Annotated in this window: 13 protein-coding genes; 2 read left to right on the top strand and 11 right to left on the bottom strand. The window is 36.8% G+C overall.

Going from position 1 to position 20,058, the window contains the following annotated elements; translation table 11 throughout:
* Nucleotides 1–598 precede the first annotated feature (598 nt).
* Complete coding sequence (gene trpS / locus LI951_RS13010) at nt 599–1,612, top strand: tryptophan--tRNA ligase (protein WP_202067690.1); 1,014 nt, start codon at nt 599–601, stop codon at nt 1,610–1,612.
* Between the two features lie 228 nt (nt 1,613–1,840).
* Here trpS and LI951_RS13005 read toward each other — a convergent pair whose 3' ends face one another.
* Entirely contained in the window at nt 1,841–3,556 is a 1,716-nt protein-coding gene (locus tag LI951_RS13005; protein WP_229442468.1) for an ABC transporter ATP-binding protein, read from the bottom strand.
* A 561-nt stretch (nt 3,557–4,117) separates the two neighbouring features.
* Here LI951_RS13005 and LI951_RS13000 point away from each other — a divergent pair.
* Complete coding sequence (locus LI951_RS13000; protein ID WP_229442467.1) at nt 4,118–4,861, top strand: HAD family hydrolase; 744 nt, start codon at nt 4,118–4,120, stop codon at nt 4,859–4,861.
* Between the two features lie 405 nt (nt 4,862–5,266).
* Here the strand turns inward: LI951_RS13000 and LI951_RS12995 are convergent, their stop codons facing one another.
* The 10 genes from LI951_RS12995 to LI951_RS12950 form a co-directional block, all read right to left on the bottom strand.
* Nucleotides 5,267–7,240, bottom strand: a complete 1,974-nt coding sequence (locus tag LI951_RS12995) for a glycoside hydrolase family 65 protein (protein WP_229442466.1) — start codon at nt 7,238–7,240, stop codon at nt 5,267–5,269.
* Nucleotides 7,241–7,872: 632 nt separating this feature from the next.
* Complete coding sequence (locus tag LI951_RS12990) at nt 7,873–8,709, bottom strand: carbohydrate ABC transporter permease (RefSeq protein ID WP_202067687.1); 837 nt, start codon at nt 8,707–8,709, stop codon at nt 7,873–7,875.
* Nucleotides 8,709–9,611 carry a carbohydrate ABC transporter permease gene (locus tag LI951_RS12985; protein ID WP_229442465.1) on the bottom strand — a complete coding sequence of 301 codons (903 nt, stop codon included), beginning with the start codon at nt 9,609–9,611 and terminating at the stop codon, nt 8,709–8,711. Before LI951_RS12985 ends, LI951_RS12990 begins: the two co-directional genes overlap by 1 nt.
* Nucleotides 9,612–9,736: 125 nt before the next feature.
* Nucleotides 9,737–11,011, bottom strand: a complete 1,275-nt coding sequence (locus tag LI951_RS12980; protein ID WP_229442464.1) for an extracellular solute-binding protein — start codon at nt 11,009–11,011, stop codon at nt 9,737–9,739.
* A gap of 10 nt (nt 11,012–11,021) precedes the next feature.
* Nucleotides 11,022–13,322 carry a glycoside hydrolase family 65 protein gene (locus LI951_RS12975; protein ID WP_229442493.1) on the bottom strand — a complete coding sequence of 767 codons (2,301 nt, stop codon included), beginning with the start codon at nt 13,320–13,322 and terminating at the stop codon, nt 11,022–11,024.
* A gap of 24 nt (nt 13,323–13,346) precedes the next feature.
* A complete protein-coding gene (gene pgmB, locus LI951_RS12970) occupies nt 13,347–14,009 on the bottom strand; it encodes a beta-phosphoglucomutase (protein ID WP_229442463.1) in 663 nt (220 codons plus the stop codon).
* A gap of 61 nt (nt 14,010–14,070) precedes the next feature.
* Nucleotides 14,071–14,265, bottom strand: a complete 195-nt coding sequence (locus LI951_RS12965; RefSeq protein ID WP_202067683.1) for a hypothetical protein — start codon at nt 14,263–14,265, stop codon at nt 14,071–14,073.
* A gap of 46 nt (nt 14,266–14,311) precedes the next feature.
* A complete protein-coding gene (locus LI951_RS12960; protein WP_229442462.1) occupies nt 14,312–14,698 on the bottom strand; it encodes an RDD family protein in 387 nt (128 codons plus the stop codon).
* A gap of 71 nt (nt 14,699–14,769) precedes the next feature.
* The gene (locus LI951_RS12955) at nt 14,770–15,762 is read right to left on the bottom strand and encodes a LacI family DNA-binding transcriptional regulator (protein WP_229442461.1); all 993 of its coding nucleotides are present in this window, start codon (nt 15,760–15,762) and stop codon (nt 14,770–14,772) included.
* A gap of 1,080 nt (nt 15,763–16,842) precedes the next feature.
* On the bottom strand, nt 16,843–20,046 hold the full coding sequence (locus LI951_RS12950; protein ID WP_229442460.1) for a DEAD/DEAH box helicase: 3,204 nt from the start codon (nt 20,044–20,046) through the stop codon (nt 16,843–16,845).
* Between the last annotated feature and the right edge of the window lie 12 nt (nt 20,047–20,058).

Below are 20,058 nucleotides of genomic sequence, written 5' to 3'. Positions count from 1 at the left end.
AATTCATCTGATTGTCATTCTGCTGAAACAAGGGGGCTGACTCCGTTTAAAGATTGAATATTTACACATTCAAAGCTTACCGTCTGCATACAGCTATTTCTTTTTGACACATTTATCCCCAGCAGAGCAGTGCATGTCATCCTGCTAACGCTCCTAGATGAGCTAGTCTTTATTCAAAGAACATTTATCGAGGCTTGCGCATATAGCATGTCTTGTATGTCCTTAAGACATACGACGAGCATTCGAAAAAGCGTGGGAGCAAACTCCTGATAAGGATCTAAATTTTAACCCATTTATCTCTATCAGAGTATTGCCTACCATCTCACTAGTTTATTTATCTTAGTGAGACTGGCAATTTCATTAGATGTTTCTACACAAGTGAAACTGACAAAATATCCTCCAATTCTTTGGGTGAATTTTAGCAAATTCAACGGATCGTCGAACACATACCATCCCACTAGATGTTCCTGCAGCAATGGGACTGGCAACTCATTCCCTCCATAGTTTCCAGACACATCCTGGAAAAATTTCTGTTCTTTTCATTTTATTAATTGTATACTGTTTTATATGCGCAATTAAGAAAATAGGGTGGTTAATTATGGAAACAATTTTTTCAGGTATTCAGCCTAGCGGAGTACCAACAATCGGCAACTATATCGGTGCACTAAAGCAGTTCATTAACCTACAGAATGAATATAACTGTTACTTTTGTATTGTCGATGAACATGCAATTACTGTACCTCAGGACCCTCAAAAATTAAGACAGCAGACACGCAGTCTTGCTGCACTTTATCTGGCGGTTGGAATCAATCCTGACAAATCAACAATCTTTATTCAATCTGAAGTTTCAGCTCATGCTGAGGCTGCCTGGATTATTCAATGCAATACAACAATTGGTGAACTGGAACGGATGACACAGTTCAAAGATAAATCTCAAAACAATGGAAGAGCAGGTGTCAGCGCCGGTCTTCTGACTTATCCTCCATTGATGGTTGGGGACATCATCCTTTACAATGCGAACTTAGTTCCTGTTGGAGAGGACCAGAAGCAGCATTTGGAATTGACACGTGATTTCGTAGAGCGTTTTAACAAACGTTATGCACAGCCAAATCAGGAGATTCTTACAATGCCTGAAGTACAAATTGCAAAATATGGCAGCCGAATCATGAGTTTACAAAATCCAGCAAGTAAGATGAGCAAATCAGACAGTAATCCTAAAGGCTTCATTTCCATGCTGGATACTCCAGATGTAATTCGCAAAAAAATTAAATCAGCAGTGACAGATTCTACAGGAATTATTGAATATAATCCAGAAAATAAACCAGGAATTTCAAACCTGCTGAGTATTTACTCCGCTGCAACAAATCGTTCTGTTGACGAACTAGTTGCTTCCTATGAAAATAAAGGCTATGGAGAATTCAAAGCAGATGTTGCAGAAGCAGTTGTATCCCTCCTTTCTCCAATTCAGAAAAGACATCAGGAAATTCTCGCTTCAGATGAATTAGATGACATATTAGACCGCGGCGCAGAACGAGCTCGTTTTGTCGCAAATAAAACATTGCAGAAAATGAAAAACGCAGTGGGGTTGGGGAGAAAAGTCAGAAGAAAATAATAAATAAATAGACAAAAAAATGAGTTTGGAACAGAATTAAAGTTCCAAACTCTCTTCATATCTAAACCCGAATAAACGGCGGGATAAAAGCAAAAATTCTTTTTGCGACGAGTAACCGCAGGAGCAACTCCTTCGGAATTAAGCCGAACTATCCTGAAAATATGAGAAACTACTTTCGGATAGTCCTTCTTAATTCTCGGAGCTGATCGCTTTTGTCCCGACCTCACTTTATCTTCTAAACTGAGCATCATGAAGACGTCGATAATGTCCGCCTTTATCCATCAGCTCCTGATGGGTTCCTTCTTCGAGGATTCCTTTATCACTAACCACAATGATACGTGTTGCATGCTTAATTGTAGCCAGTCGATGAGCAATAATCAGCGTTGTTCTGCCGGCAGCCAGTGAATTCAATGATTCCTGAATAACCTGCTCTGTTTCTGTATCAAGAGCTGATGTTGCCTCATCTAAAATCAGAATAGGTGGATTTTTGAGAAACATCCGTGCAATTGCTACACGTTGTTTCTGCCCGCCGGAAAGTTTTACTCCCCGCTCCCCAATGATTGTGTCCAAGCCTTCAGGAAGTAAATCAATGACTTTTTCCAGATGTGCAAGCTTAACAGCCTGTTGAATTTCTTCCTCCTTGGCATCCAGATTTCCATAGGAGATATTCTCGCGAATCGAACCAGGAAACAGAAAAACATCTTGTTGAACAATACCGATTTGGTTTCTTAAAGATGCAAGAGTCATCTCCCGAATATCCATACCGTCAATTGTAATTTCTCCGCCCGTCACATCATAGAATCTTGGCAGCAAATTACACAATGTTGTTTTACCGGAACCGCTCTGTCCCACGAAAGCCACCGTTTCTCCCTTTTGAATCGAAAGATTAATATGACTTAAAACCTTTGTGGCATCTGCGTATGAAAATGAAACATCTTTATATTCAATATCCCCTGTTAAATGTGTAACCGCAACAGCATTGGGACGATCTAGAATGGTCGGTTTCTTATCCATTTCTTCGGCAAAGCGTTTAAATCCTGCAATTCCCTTTGGATAACTTTCAATCATCGTATTTACTTTTTCAATTGGACGAACGAAAACATTGGCCAGTAGAATAAAAGCAACAAACTCTCCCTGAGTAAGCTCTCCTTTAATAATATAGTACCCGCCAAAAATCAGTGTAAATAAGTTAATTAGACGAATCATCAAATAATTGTAAGCTGAGCTGATCCCCATAATCTTATAAAATAGGATTTTTGACTGTCTATATGTTTGATTTAATCCCTCAAAACGCTCACTTTCGAACGGTTCGTTGGCAAAGGATTGTGTCACTCGAATCCCGCTTACAGAAGCTTCCACTCCTGCATTAAACTCCCCCAGATTATCATAAATTCTGGTATTAACCTTTGTCATTTTCTTATTAAAGAAAATCAGGGCAATTGCAATGAACGGAATTAGTACAAATGTAGCAAGCGCCAGTTTGACATGAAAGCTCAGCATCAGCATGAATGAACCTAATAAGGTCATAATCGTAATGAAAATATCCTCCGGTCCATGATGGGCAACCTCAGAAATTTCGAATAAATCTGTTGTTAAGCGACTCATCAGTTTCCCCGTTTTCTGATTGTCATAATATTCAAATGGCTGAGTTTGCAAATGCTGATACAGCTCCCTGCGCATATCAGTTTCTATATTGACTCCAAGCTTGTGTCCAAAGAACACAACAATATATTGGAGAATTGTATTGAGAACATAGAAAACAAACAAACCAAAACAAGCCAAGGCAATTAAACGAAAATTTCCTTTCGGCATCAGCTTGTCCAAAACCTGATTAACAACCACCGGAAAAGCCAGCTCTAAAAGTCCAGCCAAAACTGCACAGCTGAAATCCAATAAAAATAATCCCTTATATGGTTTATAATAACTAAAAAAACGTTTTAACATGTCATCGTCCCCCTCCTTTTCACATGCACGCCTCCTATTATACGAAAAGAAAATTTGAGATGCAAAAGAAGTTGGTAAATTTTGTAAAAACATCTGAAAATTTCTTTATTCTGCTGAAAATCGAGAAAATACATCAAAGTCGCCTGATCTCATCTGTGTCCATTTTTTGTACTGTCAAAATACATGCATCGAACCTAACAGCTTCTGTCTTCATAACTTAGGGGGGGGAGCTGTTTTATTTGTTTAAATCTGCCCTTTCTTATTGTAAATAGCTTAAAATATATTTATTTAAGCCTGAATTTAGTCTATCATTCAAAACCAGCTTTGTTTTTTTAAATAAATCAATTACAATGAAAGAGTTAAATATTTTTCTGAAACTAAAGTGTGTCTGAAAAGTTAGTGGCATTTGAATTTTTCAGTGATTTTTGTTGAAATCAAGGAAGAAAACACAGCTTATGTGGTTCATAAGCGAGTATTTATGACGATGCATTCTATAAAAATCATCAAACTATTCACCGCTTGAGTTTTCAGACACACCCTAATCAAAAGGAGTTGTTTTTGTTGTTAAAGTCCGTTGTGTTTGATGTTGATGATACTGTTTATGACCAGCAGGTTCCTTTTTATTCTGCTGTAAAAAAGATTTTCCCTACATTTCCTAATGAAGAGATACCCAAATTCTATATTCGCTTCCGTCACCATAGCGACAGTGTTTTTGAAAAAACAACTTCTGGTGAATGGTCATTGGCAATTATGCGCTTTTATCGATTAGCTGAATCTCTGAAAGATTTTGGCTGGTCCTCGTTAACAGAAAAAGAAAGTTGCGCTTTTCAACAGGTCTATGAAGATGAATTAGGGAATATCCAGATGCATCCTGAAATCGTTCGAGTGTTTGACTATTTAAAGGGAAAACAGATTCCCTTGGGGATTATTACAAATGGCCCTACTGACCACCAGTACAAAAAGATTAAACAGTTAAAAATCGAAGCATGGATTCCATCTGACAATATCTTTATTTCTCAAAGTACCGGTTTTCAAAAACCTCAAAAAGAAATTTTTGATCTAACTGCGAAACAGATGCAGCTTGATCCTCAGACTGCTCTTTATATCGGAGACAGCTTTGAAAATGATGTCGTTGGTGCGCATAATGCTGGTTGGCATTCTTTATGGCTCAATCACAGATTAAGAGATAAACCAAAAAATACGGAAGCATCCTCTCTAAAAGAATTAACTTCCTTCGATAAACTTTTGATACAGTTTCCTCCTTCATCTAGTAAAAAAAAGGGTTGTGACAGAGCTTCTTCATAAGAGCTTGATCCTACACTTCTTATGAATGCTCGACTCATACAAAGACTGGAACACCGTTTATTCGGCTTTAGGGGTACTTATATCACAATCCCTCCTAAAAGTCTTTGTATGTCTCTGCGGTTAGCTACCTTCTATTTAAATTTGAATGTGTAAGCATTCAATCTTTAAACAGAGTCCATCCCCTTGATCCAGCAGAATGCTAGACAGACGACAATCTTTAAAGGTGAAACATTCACCCCATAATTGGAGCAGCTGCCAATTAATAGGAGAGAACAACGCGACATTTTCTGCTGCGTTATTCCCGTGCTGGATGCACGTTTCTTGGATTAGAGTCATAACTTAAGTTTAACTTAGTCAATACACTACCAGAAAAAGTATTCTATTTTTTAACACAAAAGCATTTTTTTATTTGATAATAATTTTTTTCTTCTCACCTTTAATAGTCAGTGTAAAGCTCAATGATTTTATCTCTTTAGGCAAATTATTTTTAACTGAAATTTCACCATTAGTAAAGGTAAGTCCAGCAAATCCATAGATTAAGCCTAGCCAAGAACCTCCCATATTAGCCGCATGAATCCCATGACTGGCATTTCCTTGATGATCTTCTAAATCCATTATTGCTGCTTCTTTAAAAAATTGATATGCCAGCTCTTTTCTGCCTAGCTTACTTGCTGCGACACCATACACTGCTTTGGAAAGTGAACTATCATGTGTAGTTAATGGTTCGTAAAAATCAAAGTCACGAGCGACTTGCTCAACAGGAACATCGAAAAGCATATGAGCTAAAATAGTATCTGCTTGTTTCAAAACTTGATACTTATAAATAATCATTGGATGGTAATGTAAGAGCAATGGATAGTTTTCCTCAGGCGTGTTTTCAAAATCCCATATCTCTTTGCTTAAAAATGTATCATCCTGATTAGTAATCATCAAAGTCTCATCAAAGCTAAAATACATTTGATCAGCACAACGCTGCCAAAGCTTTGCTTCATCGTTATTTTCGTTCAGCCGATTTGAAAGCTGAACTGCATAATAGAGATTATTTTGCGCCATTTTATTTGTATAATAATTATTATTCACTAACGCAGTATATTCATCAGGTCCAGTTACTCCATGAATTTCAAAGCCTCGCTTTGAAAAAAAGCCGTAACTTGACCAAAATCTAGCAGTTTCAAAAATTAATTCACTATTTATCTCAATAAACTCGGCATCCCCTGTTACTTTTTCATATAGTTCAAATGCATAGGTGATATCTGCATTAATATGAACTTGTGCCGTTCCAGCAGGATAATAAGCAGAGGTTTCTTCACCATTGATTGTACGCCAGGCAAAAAGAGCCCCATTCATTCCCAGTTCTTTGGCTCTATCTTGTGCTTTGGGCAAAATATTTGTACGGTAGGTTAATAAGCTTTTAGCTATTTCCGGTTGTGTATAAATAAAGAAAGGCAATAGATAAATCTCCGTATCCCAAAAATAATGTCCTTCGTATCCTTCTCCTGTTAGTCCCTTAGCACAAAAATTGCTAAAGCCATCACGTCCTGCCGAGTTAAAGAGGTGGTATAAATTGAAACGAATTCCTTTTTGAAGCTGAGCATCACCTTCTATTTCAATATCTGAGCTTTCCCAAAAATTTTTGAAAATTTCGATTTGTTGTTCTTTAAGCTCATCGTAGTGAACAGAGTCAAATTTATTTTCACGAGAAATCTGATAGAGTTGTGTGAAAGTCGATGTTTCCCCTTCATCAATTAACAACTCTTCAGAAAAAGTATCAAACCTGACATGCAGACTCAGGCAGCTATTTGGTGTAGTAAATTTATTTCCTTCGTGAAGCAAATTAACGCTGATTTTTTTAATTCTTGGATCAAATTCAAGGCTCTCCTCCACTGAAATAGGGATTGCCTTTTTAGTAATTTGTATTTTTCCGGAAAAATTGATTGCTCTAATCCTAATCTTTTGAGCATAAGTATTTCGATTGAAATGGCTAGTAAAGCTTTCAAGCTCATATTCAATTTTTTTTCCATCAGCTGTTTTATAGATAAATATTTCTGTTAGAATACCTCGTTTCATATCCAACTCGACATTCATAGAACACAAAGAAAGATTGTCATCTCCGTCAATAGCCAGTTCCACACTTCTTAAGTCAAATAAATTAACCATTGTTTGATGATTTTTGGCATATCCATATGCATTTTCTCCATAGTTAATCTCATTACTTTCATAAAATCCATTCAAAAAAGTACATGGATTACTTTCCTTTACCGGCATAGGCAGACTAGCACGAACACCTATAGCACCATTTGCTTGAGCAAATAGGGTTTCAATATTTTGAACAGAGGTATTTCCTAAATCATCTAAAGTTAAAATAAAATCATTAATCATCTATTTCTTACTCCTAATTCATAATTATATTTTTAGGTAATCTAAGAATAAATAAAAATTTTACTCAGGTCATTTATTCCTAAATAGTTCTCTAAACAGCAGCTTGCCTAGTACGTGTTCTAGTGTCTTGTCCGGAAATTACTCTTCTGTAAAACACAACTGCAAGAATCGTCATGGTCAAACATTCGGGCAGTGAGCCGCAAGCGACTCGGCTGCGAAATTTGGTTGTCCGATTCCATTGCTGAATCAAGTTAAATCAGCTGTAACGATCCTTGTAAGGCAGCTGCTGATTCCCGATTTTCCTTTAATACTATGGAAATTCTTGATTGTCCGATCTTTTTGTTTTTCACTGACTCAAACACACATCCTATCATTTCTTTCTCTTACCAAACAGCTCTTATTTAACCGTATTCGACTATTAACAAGGGTTTATCAACAAAAACAGAGAAAATAAATCTACAGATAAGAATGCTGGGGCGTGTCTGAAAAGTTAGTAAGATTTGAATTTTTCAGTGACTTTAGTTGAAATCAAGGAAGAAAACACGGCTTATGTGGTTCATAAGCGAGTATCTATGACGATGAGTTCTATAGTATTCACCGCTTGAGTTTTCAGATACCCCCTAAGATAAAATCTATTTCTCACCATCCATCCGAACACCTTGCAGAAAGTATTTATTAAAAATAACATACAATATAACAATTGGAATGATGGAGATAATACTTGCCGGCATAATTTGATCCCAGCGTTGACCAGCATTTTGTGATTTAAATGTTTGCAGTCCTAATGTCAAAGTATACTTAGATGGTGTTGTCATGTAAAGCATCGGTTTTAAGAACTCGTTCCAAAAACCCATAAAGACAAAAACAGCTTGAGTCGAAATGCTGGGTTTAGCTAAAGGCATTACAATTCTAAAGAAAGTTCCTGTTCGAGATAATCCATCAATTGTTGCCGCTTCTTCTACCTCTTGAGGGAAGCTCAAAAAGAACTGCCGCATCATAAAAATATTTCCGATATTAATTGCAGCGGGTAAAATCAAGGCTGTAAAGCTGTCCTTCATCCCAAGACTTGAAATAATTAAGTAGTTGGGAATTAATAAGACCTGAGCAGGCACCATCATCATTGCCAGCATTCCCCAATAAATTCGCTCACGACCTGGAAAGGTAATCCGAGCTAAAGCATATCCGGCCATTGTATTCAAAAATAAATTGACTGCTGTACCTATGATCGATACAATCAATGAGTTCATAAACCAACGTGGAAAATTTTCACTTCGTCCTAAAATATATTGATAATTCGCCAATGTAAAATCGCCGCCAAAAATATTCATTCCACCGGAAACAATCTCTTTTAACGGCTTAAAGCTTGCAGCTACCGCCCAAATAAATGGATAGAAGGTTATCAAAGCATATAAAATCAAGATCACATACAATAAAATCTTAAAAAATTGCTGTTTTTTTGTCTTTTTCATTATTTTCCTCCATTTAATTTTTCAGCGATACGGCTTACAATAAAAATTATTATCGATAAAACAACAGCTAAGGCTGCGGCAAATCCCATGGTTGGCATTTGTCCAAATGCATTTTGGTAAATTAAAAGACTGAGTGTCAGAGTAGAATTATTAGGTCCACCGCTTCCGTTACTAAAGATATACGCTTGGTCAAACATTTGAAAAGTTCCTATAATTCCTGTTATTATGACGTACGTTGTGATTGGTCGCAGATAAGGGATCGTAACAAATCGCAGCTTTTCTAAGGCATTCGCTCCATCAATTTCAGCTGCTTCATATAGAGAATAAGGTAAGTCCACTAAGGATGCAAGATAGATAGTCATAAAATAAGGTACAGTTGACCAGATATTCATTGCCATAATAACCTTTAATGCATATTCTGGTTCCTGCAAGAAATTGATTGGCGTATTATACAAACCTAAATTTATAAAAAAATCATTGATGGGTCCATTGATATTAAATAAGAACATAAAGATGATTGTCAAAGCGCTGGAGCTCGTCAGTGTAGGTAAAAAATATATCATCCGAAAAACTTTCTTTCCTCTAACATCACGGCTTGCTAGAACATACGCCATTACAAGGGCTATGATTGTTTGAATAGGAACAACGAACAGAGCAAAAACTGCCGTATTTTTCAAAGCGATTAAGCTCCTTGTATCTTTAAATATATTTATATAGTTTTCAAAGTTATTCCACGTATACTCACCAGTAAATAAATCAACTTTATTGAATGATAAATAGATAGCAAAAACAATTGAAATAACAAAAAATACCAACAAAACTAGAAGTGCAGGTAGGATAAAAGCATAGCCTTGCATTATTTTATTGATTTCTCTTTTTGATTTTTTCACTCTTTTTTCCATTTTTTCCTCCTTAAGACCAACCATCTTTATTCTAACAAGCTTAAAGAATGTTCCGAGTGAGTTCAGGACAAACACTCATGAAAACTTTTGTCCCCATGAGTGTTTGCCTTGACCTCCTACGCAGCTTATTCAGCTTTTTTAATATCTTCAATGGCTTGCTTGTCAGCTTTTTTCATTGCATCTTCCAGAGTTGTTTTCCCAGAAGCAACATCCGGCCAATAATTCATATAAGCATTATTAATCGTAGTCAGGCTGGTTCCTTTTTGCCAGACAGTAGAATAATCAACTGCAGTGAGATGAATCTTCAAATCTTCATTTTTACTAACATCTGCTGTTTCTGCTACATCATCTCGTGTTGGTAATGTTCCAGTACCATTTACCCATTTCGCCATACCTTCTTTACCAGTAGCAAATTTGATCCAAGCATCTGCCAAAGCCGAGCTGTTCGTTCCGGCGTATTTGCCCCAGCCAACAGAGAACATCATGCCGCCTTCTTCTCCTTTGTATGTCGCCATTGGTGAAACTGAAAAGTTGATATCTTTGAATTCATCTTTCAACGTTTGATACACCCAGTTTCCTTCATCCATCATTGCAATTTTCCCTGTACCAAATGCTTCTCCATTCCACCCGGCACCAATCTCTTGAGGGGTTACTACAGCATCCGTACCAATCAATTCTTTAAGAATAGACAGATTATTTACAACATTTTCATCTTCAAGGTTAGGCATACCATCTTCCATTATCGGCTCCGCTCCATCACGGGCCGCCAAATGATAGGCGCGCGAAAGTTCGGCAGTATAGCTCATTGCTTTTACTTTTCCCTCACCATACTTTTCATCTAATTTTTTTTGAAAACCCGGCAACCAATCGATTAACTCTTCATAAGAACCGGGAACAGAGTCAGAATCAACACCAACCTCTTCAAAAATACCTGTATTTTTATACAAAGCTAATGTTGAAAAATCTTTAGGAATAGCATAAAGATTGCCATCATCACTAAATGAATTTATCAAATTTTCATAGTATTTATCTGCTGAAAATCCTTCTTTATCTAATGGTGCAAGAGCTTTTTTACTTACTAAAAATGGAAAATATGAGGAATCTACATAAAATGCATCCGGTGCTGTTTTACCGATTAAATCTGTTTGAATTTGCGTATTATAATCTGTATATGTCTTTAAACTTACTTTTGCGCCTGTCTCTTCTTCAAAATCCGTTATCAAAGATTTTAAGGATTTTTCTTCTGACTCATTTCCTCCCCAAACACCTAATTTCAAGGTCTTACCATTAAAATCAGTCTCATCTTTTCCATTATCAGAGCTGTTGTTTCCACATGCAACCAAACTAATTGAAGCAACAGCTAAAATCCCAACCATAAATAATTTTCTCCATTTTTTCATAATCATCCTCCTAAGATAGTTGTAATCGGTCTTTTAATGTGTAATTTTTCCCTTTTGAAATAAACGTTATATCAGCTCCATTCGCTTCTTTTGTCAATTCAAATCCATCGCTAGTCACTTTAACAGTGATAGACTGTCCTTGATAATCAAATCCATACGTTAATTCTTTCCAGGCATTTGGCAGATGAGGTTCAATTCTCAACTGCCCTTCAATCATACGAACACCGCCATAGCCAAAAACAATCATTTGCCAGATTCCTCCGAGACTTCCAGCATGAATACCATCATCTGAAGATTTCATGTATTCCCCCATATCAATGTTGCAGGCTTTTTTGAAGAATTCATAGGATTCATCTAGTTTCCCAAGATCAGCAGCAAGAATGGCATGTGTGGAAAGACTCAGTGAACTATCGTGAGTTGTTTTTGGTTCATAGTAGTCAAAGTTTTTTAATTTCAGTTCATGAGAGAATAATCCTTCGAACAAGTATAAGAGCAATAACACATCTGCTTGCTTTGTTATTTGCATTTCATTTACTTGCTCTAAATTATAATCATGGAACAATCCATCAACTCCATCTACTGCCTTATAGTTAGACAAATCAATGACTTCCTTCTCTAAATATGAATCATCCTCTGGAATAATCCCTTCTTCTGTAGGCTGTGGTAAAAAGATTTTATCAACCTTTTGTTCCAGGTCACTGAGTACACGCTCCAATTCCAATTTTTGATTCAGCTTTTCAAAAAGGACAGGTTGATTTTCTTTGAGTTCTTCAGCTAAATTTAGAGCGTAAGTGACATTCCAATGTGCTGTATAATTTGTATAGGCATTATTGTTAACATGCTCCTTATATTCATCTGGTCCAATAACATCTCTAATCTCATAGCAGTCCTTTTCAGTATTGTACTCCAACCTGCTTCCCCAAAACTTAGCAGTATCAAATAGAATTTCATAAGCTTTTTCCTCTGCAAATTCTTTATCCCCGGTAACATCAATGTACTGCTTTACTCCAAACGTTACATCGCTTGTAATATGCTGCTCAATGAAGCCTGACCAAATTTTGGTTGATTGTCCTGTGACAATATCTGCAGCACCCCAAACTGGTGTTACTTCTCCATCAGTCGGATTTGCTGCTTCCCATGGATATTGGGCTCCTTCATATCCGTTTGCTTTTGCTTTTTTATGAGCACCATCGAGACCTAAATATCGATAGGTCACTAAGCTCTTAGCGATATCAGAGTGTGTGAAATTAAAATATGGCAGCATAAAAATTTCTGTATCCCAAAAAGTGTGTCCCTTATAGCCTTCCCCACTCAAACCTTTGGCACCAATATTCATTCGATTATCATGAGCAGGTGTCATTATGTGTAAATGATATTTTGCAAAATGGATAGCTAATTGATCTTTAAAATTTTCTGATTCAATTTTGATAGGGTGTTTATTCCAAATCTCTTCCCATTTTCTTGACGATTCATTTAACAGATCATCAAAAGAATGCATTTCGATTTCTTTCATTTCAGAAATAGCCGTTTGGCGAATGGCAGCTGCCTGATGATTAGAAAGATCATTATCAATAGAGGTATAGACACTCATTCTTTTTTCTATCAAAGCGCTTTCTTTTGATGGAAGATCAAAAAAGTAATTCATAAAGATTTGACGCCGACCCATTTCGATGCGTTCACTTACATTGGCTGCTTTTATATCATGAGCAACAGTGAAAACAAAATCAATTTTGCTGTCTTTCGTTCGCGGCATCATTTGCATGAACCTGCCGTCTATTAAGCCTTTTTCCCCTTCAGTAAAATGCTGACTTCCTGAGTTTGTAACTTGACCATCTATACCAGAACAAATTTGAATGCGAGCAGACTGCTCTGCTAAATTTTTTATCTCCACCAGACTTGATAAATAATGTCGACGAGCTTTGGATACAAAACGGCGAAAGGTAAACTGTAACTTTATTGTTTCAAATGTCCATTCAAATTCGCGTGTTAGTTCACCTGTCCTCAAATTTAAGCGCTTACTATAATTAGATACTTTTCCTTTTTCCAAGGTAAAATTTTCACCATTAATAATAAAATCCATCCACCACAAATCAGGAATATTTGGTAGTTCACTCACTTCATTTTCATCAAATTTGTTGAATGTTCCCGCAACAAATGTATTACGGCGTTCATTAGTATAGTGTTCTTCTGCAGCACTTCGAGTGCCGAGATAGCCATTTCCCAGTGCCATGATACTTTCTGTCTTACCTAAATATTTACTGTCAAAGCCTAGTTCTTCAATTTGCCAAAGTTTATCTTTGAGATAATTCATTTTTGCCAACTTTTATCCTACTTTCTACTGTTTATTCCAAATTGTTTCCAGCTTGTTCCATGTTAATTCACTTGTATCCTTAACAACTGCAATATCTGTTCCCAGAATCTCTGGACTGCCAACTCCTATCGGTACTGCCCCGGCAGCCTTGATTGCTTGTATTCCTGCTTGAGCATCTTCAATTCCTAAAGCATCCTTAATATCTACCCCGACACCTTCTGCAGCAGCTAAGAAAATATCTGGTGCAGGTTTACTGGCACTAACTTTCTCTGGGTCAGCAACCATATCAAAATAGTCTGTCAGCCCCATTTGTTCTAAAAGAAAAGAACCATTTTTTGAAGCAGATGCAAGAGCAATCTTAATATTCTTTTCTTTTAAGCTTTTCAATAGTTCTAAAATTCCAGGATAAATATCTTTTGATGAAACAGCTTGGATCATTTGAACATAATTATCATTCTTTCGTGTAGCCAGGGCATTAAGCTCTTCCAATGAAAATTTATTTTCCTTATCGCCGGCCGCTATGATACGACGTAAAGACTCTTCTCTTGAGACTCCTTTTAACTGCTCGTTAAATTTTCTGTCAATTGAGATATCCAATTCATTAGCCAGCTTTTTCCAAGCTAAGTAATGGTATTCTGCGGTGTCCGTAATCACACCGTCTAAATCAAATAAGACTGCTCTAAACATTTTTTCAGAGAACTCCTTTATTATTTTTATCCTAAAACGTTTTAGTAATTGGCAAAAAAAATTATTCATTAAAATAAGTATTATTTCGAAAAATAACGACGACTAATCCAAATAGGTAAATTCCTATTATTAAAATTAATTTAAGCTGAAGCAGCAGTCCTAAAATAATAAAGGGGATCAGATATAGTGCATAGGCAACTAGTATTTTTTGGGGATCATAATTATTTCGATAGAACCAAGCTAAGAAATAACTCACTGCAAAAGTAACTCCTACTGTTAAAAGAAGAGACTCCGTTGACATCTCAGTCACAAAGAACAACCTCACTTTTAGCTATGATATCATGCAAGAATTTCTCTGTTTTGAAATAGAGAACAATGCTAATCAATCCAACTATCCAGCCTAAAATTGGTAAAAAATACAAAATCTTAACCACTTCCCGCACGCTATCATCCATGATACTTATACCTGTATCTTTTACTTTGATTTTTGCGAACGATTTTCCAATTGTTTTTCCGCAAAAGGAGTGAACCGCCACAACATGGTAAATAATAAAAAGAGCTGCAATTACTATTTCTGGCGTAAAATAACCACTTGACACTGCATTAACTAAAAAATACAGCGGCAAATAGATGACAATCCAATCAATTATTGCTGCTAAAACTCTTTGAACAAAAAATAAATTTTTCATACTACCTCTTCCTAAAACGTTTTAGCTATATTCAGATTATATTTTGAAACGCTTTCAATGTCAATCTTTTTTCAAAAAATTTTTGCACTCTGTCTTTCTATCAATTCAAAATCAACAAAAGAATGTTTAGCTTGCCCTGTTTCTATATGTTCAATTAAGTTTTCAGCAGCTACCTTTGCAATTTTAAAAATATCTTGTCGAACAGTAGTTAATGTTGGCGTTGTATAGGATGCTAACGTAATATCGTCGAATCCTACTAGAGCAATCTGATCTATTAGTTCCAGCTCTTTCAATGCCTTCAAACAACCAATTGCCATAAGGTCACTAGCAGCAAAAATAGCATCATATTTCTCTAGCTCATTTATTTTGAATAGCTTCAAAATCATTTCAAATGCTCGTTGCTCACTATAGTCAGCAAATACTACGTGGGACTTTTTTACAGCCTCTTTATATCCTGCTTCACGTTCAAGAGATACCGTTGCCCTAGGATCCCCATTCATAAATAGGATATTCTGAAATCCCTTATTAAGGAGAGCCTTTGTCATTTCAAAGCTTGCTTTTTCATTATCAATACTAACCATTCCAATTTCTGTATTATCTATATACAAATCAATAGCGACTACAGGTAAATCAAACTGTTTCAGCTCTTCATAATACGGATCAGTTGTGCGCAGACCTTGAATAATTACCCCTGAAATATTATGCTCGCTACAAAACTGTTTAAGTGTTTTTTCATTTTGCTTCTTTAAATTCGTAGAATAGAATACAAACTCATACTTTGTATCATCTAAATATTCACTAACACCAGAAATGATTTCTAAGGGCATTGCCACTCCTCGAGCAATAGCATTAATATCATTTAGAATAAGTGCAACTGTTTTCATTTGTTTGCTTGACAAACTGCGTGCAGCAGAGTTTGGGATATAGCCAAGCTGTTTGGCAGCCTCTTGAACCCTTTTCTTTGTATCTTCGCTAATATCCTCATAATCATTAAAAACATGTGAGACACTACTTACTGAAACTCCAGCTAGTTTAGCAACATCTCTTATCGTTATTTTCTTCACTATACATTCCCATCCCCTCTACCTCTATTGTATTCTATAGATTACTTAAACAAAAATCAAACAGCAGTTGTATCTATTCCAAGGTTCAAGCACAGATTGTTTCTCTCTAATAAAATATTAGCCTATATCCATATCTTGCTAGATATTTACAGCAGAATTTGCTCTAACAAATAATAAACAGCATTTACAATATTTAGAATTTAATTACCATGGAATAAAAACACTCCTATCAATAATTCATCCCCCACAAGTAAGGGTCGTCTCCTTCCTTCCATAGATAATAAACTAAGAAATATAGACAGGGGGATTAATATAACTTTTGGACCGAATTCTTCACACCAGCTTTCGATAGATGACCGATTTCAACAAGCAAAGATCACTGGAAACCATCATATATGGGGACTTACGATTCCAGTATGCCTTGCATATCCCCGGTTCCAATCAATAACCTTTCAGTAAAAATAGTTTTAATCGTTTCCGAAGATGATCGTATCTTCAAAGGTAAGAATTTTTATGAATTCTTGCTACTATCCTGCGCATACAGCTATCTCTTTATATATGGAATAAATTTTAACAAATTTATCCCCATCAGAGCTTCGCATACCATTCTGCTAGCTGTTCCTGCAATAGTAGGATATCCTTGTATCTACGAGTCTCACTACATTGCGCTACACTACACTACACTACACTTCGTTTCGATCTCATCAATTTCTAAATGGCAGAGCCATTAAGAATTGAAGGACTTCGTTTCGATCTCATCAATTTCTAAACAGCAGAGCCATTAAGAATTGAAGGACTTTGTTTCGATCTCAACAGTTTCTAAATATCAGAGTCATTAAGAATTGAAGGCCCTTATTACATTCTCGATACAAACACGTCGATTTGGAAATGTGTCGGCAGGTCTTATATGATCATCGGACCTGCGACGAGCATTCGTAGAAGCATGTCCTTTTATTGACCATCAGACCTTGCGACGAGCATTCGTAGAAGCGTAGAAGCATGTCCTTTTATGACTCCCTTCAGATAAGAAAAGACTGTCACAATGCTCCTTACTATTTAGCTTTTCAATCTTTTGACGAATTATTCATCACCCATACTCAAAATAGTTCGAATGTCCTCTTCAGTTAACTTGCCAAGCTGCTGTTCATTTCCTTGAATCACTTTTTGGAATAGCTCCCTTTTCTCCTGCTGAAGCTGATCCATTTTCTCCTCAATCGTACCTTCAGCAATCATACGATACACTTCAACTACCTTCTTTTGACCCATTCTGTGCGCTCGTCCCGCAGCTTGTTCTTCCACTGCCGGATTCCACCATAGATCATATAAAACAACAGTATCAGCTCCCACCAGATTTAGTCCTGTTCCTCCGGCTTTTAAAGAAATCAGAAAGACATCCTTTTCTCCTTCATTAAACAAGTTCACCATTTCCAAGCGATCTTTTGGTTTAGTACTGCCGCGTAAATAAAAAGTTTCAAGACCAAGCTCATTCAATTCTTTTTCAAGAATTGACAGCATACTGGTAAACTGAGAAAACAGCAGCACACGCCGCTTATTTTCCTTTGCTGTCTGAAGAAATACTTTCACCTGTTCAAGCTTTCCAGAACTTCCATAGTAATCATCCATAAATAAACGCGGATCACAGCAAATTTGACGAAGTCTGGTCAACCCGGCCAAAATACTGATACGATTCTTTTTGAACGCTTCGTTGTCCATTTGACTGATATCTTCCTGCATTTTTCTCAGATATGCCAGATAAACAGCTTTTTGTTCCTCTGTCAGTGTACTGTACAGGTTATTTTCTATTTTATCCGGCAAGTCAGCCAATACATTTTTCTTGTCCCGTCTCAGAATAAAGGGACGGATCATCCTAGCTACTTTTTCCGTTGCCAATTCTCTAAAAATCATTTTCTGCGGGAAAAAGCCCGGTAAAACAATTTGGAAAACAGACCAAAGTTCATCCAGTGAATTTTCAATAGGTGTTCCGCTTAATGCAAACCGCTGAGGAACATCCAGCTTTCGAAGTGCCTGAGCAGTTTTAGTTCCGCTGTTCTTGACCATTTGAGCCTCATCCAAGACTAAATACCCCAAATTCATTTGTTCATAGCTTTCTACATCCTGGCGAAAACTATTATAGGAAGTTATTAAAATATCCTGATCCTCTCCATTTTCCAGCAAGTCCAGACGTTCAGCTTTCTGACCCGTTATAACACATTCCTTCAACCCAGGGGAAAATTTCTTCAGCTCAGCCGACCAGTTATAAATTAAACTGGCTGGAGCAATAATCAGTGCCGGCTTCTTCATCTTCAGTTCTTCCTTTTCAGAAAGCAGATAAGCAATCATTTGAACAGTCTTTCCTAACCCCATCTCGTCTGCTAGAATACCGCCAAAGCCATAATGACTGAGCATTTTAAGCCATCTGAATCCTTCAACCTGATACTTTCTCAAAACAGCCTGCAAGGTTTTAGGCAGCTCCGCTTCATAGTTTTCAGGATGAGTCAGATCATCTGACAATTGTCGGAAGGAGTCGGAAAATACTGCTCTGGAATTATCCCCCAGCATTTGTTCAATAATTAATCCCTGGTTTTTGGGCAGCTGAATTTTTCCCTGAACATTTTTCATATTTTCACGAAGCTTCGATAAAACCTCACTGGTTTGATAAAATTCTTCAGAATCAAATGAAAGAATTTCACCTGATTCCAATGCATAGAATGAATCATTTCGTAAAAGACTTGCCAATGCGGCATCAATTTCATTCTCATTCACTCCGGCAATATCAAAACGTACATCCAACCAAGAATCAGCGTCTGTAATTTCAATCGTAGGCTGGTGACTTTGGGCATCCAAATAGAGTTCCCTCAGCTTTTTACCCATCAGCACTTCTCCAAGTTTTCGAAATAACGGAATTTCCACTTTAAAAAAGTAATACAGTCTTTCGCCGGAAGGCAGTCTTCTTTCAAACCCCGTTTCATTTTCTGTGTAGGAAAGCTGTTTCAATAATTCTACAGCAGCGGTTTCTTTGCGGATATCCCGAATTATTTCTTTTCCTTCAGATGTACTAGTATTCTGAGCTGGATCTGTAGAGAAAATCATATTGCCATAATGATAGTCCACTCTAACATCCAGTTTTTCTTTTCGCTTTTTAAAAATAAACTGAATATCAAGAGGCTCAACAATCAGCTTATGCTTCACCTCATCATCAATCTGCACATCCCCGATTTTTTTGAGTAGGGGTACCACAGAACTGAATAGCTCGGATAGCTGAATCTGTTCATAAATAATCTCAGATCTCTCCATACGTTTCAGCAATTGAATAAGCATACTGTAAATTTCTTCTTGTTCCCTTGAAAGAATATATATGATTTGATTAAAAATACCCCAATGATAGTGGCTAAGATAAGGGCTAAACAACTCACCAATAACCAGTTTGTACTGATCATCAGCTGTTCTTTCAACAACAAATTTCAAGGGAAGCTCATTTGCTGAAAAATTAATGTGACGAATTTTGTGATCATCCAAAATTAATTGTAAAGAATTGGTCCGGTTCATTTGTTCAAGCAGCTCTTTTGATTGCTCTATCGGCAGCAGCAAATAACGCTTATCCATTTTCCCTTTTACCTGAAGTCCTTTAACACCAAGAAGCTGACTAGTTTGATAAATTGAGGCCAGCTGATTTAAAATCAGTAAATCCTGTTCTGAAAAACTGTTATGCACCATGCGAAAGATATGTTGTTTGCTCACACTGTAAGTCTCTTCTTTTATAAACTTCTGCAGAAAATCACCAATATTTTTAATAATATACGTTCTCTTTTTCGCATCCTGAATCCCCACTCTTAACGAAATTCCCAGCAGAGCAAATTCTGGATAATAAGCATTTGTTTGAATATTTTCTACCAAATATTCCACTATAAGCGAGGACTGGCTGGATTTTTCTATTTCTTTCTGAAATTTAGCAAAGCCTTTCGTAAACATTTCAGCACTGGAAACTTTTTTAGCTGCAGAAGCTGCTGGCCGGCTGTTCGTCATCACTCTTGGAATCCCCTTCGAACGAAGATACAGCTCAACTGCAACAGTATGTTTACAATACCCCTGTTCAAGCCAGTATGGGCACTCGCATTTATCCTGCTCTTTTGGACTGCCGTCCAGTTCAACCAAATAAAGTTCTGTTCCAAGTACTTCACCATACCACACTTGCTTATCCCAATCCTGTATAACTGAAAGGACTCTTCCTTCATTCAGATATTCCCGTCCTCTTGTAATAATTCGATCCGGTATACTCCACTTCATCTTCTCACCCCG

The organism is Enterococcus sp. BWT-B8, assembly GCF_020567625.1.
Lineage (GTDB): Bacteria > Bacillota > Bacilli > Lactobacillales > Enterococcaceae > Enterococcus_L.
This window is presented reverse-complemented; position numbering and strand designations above follow the sequence as displayed.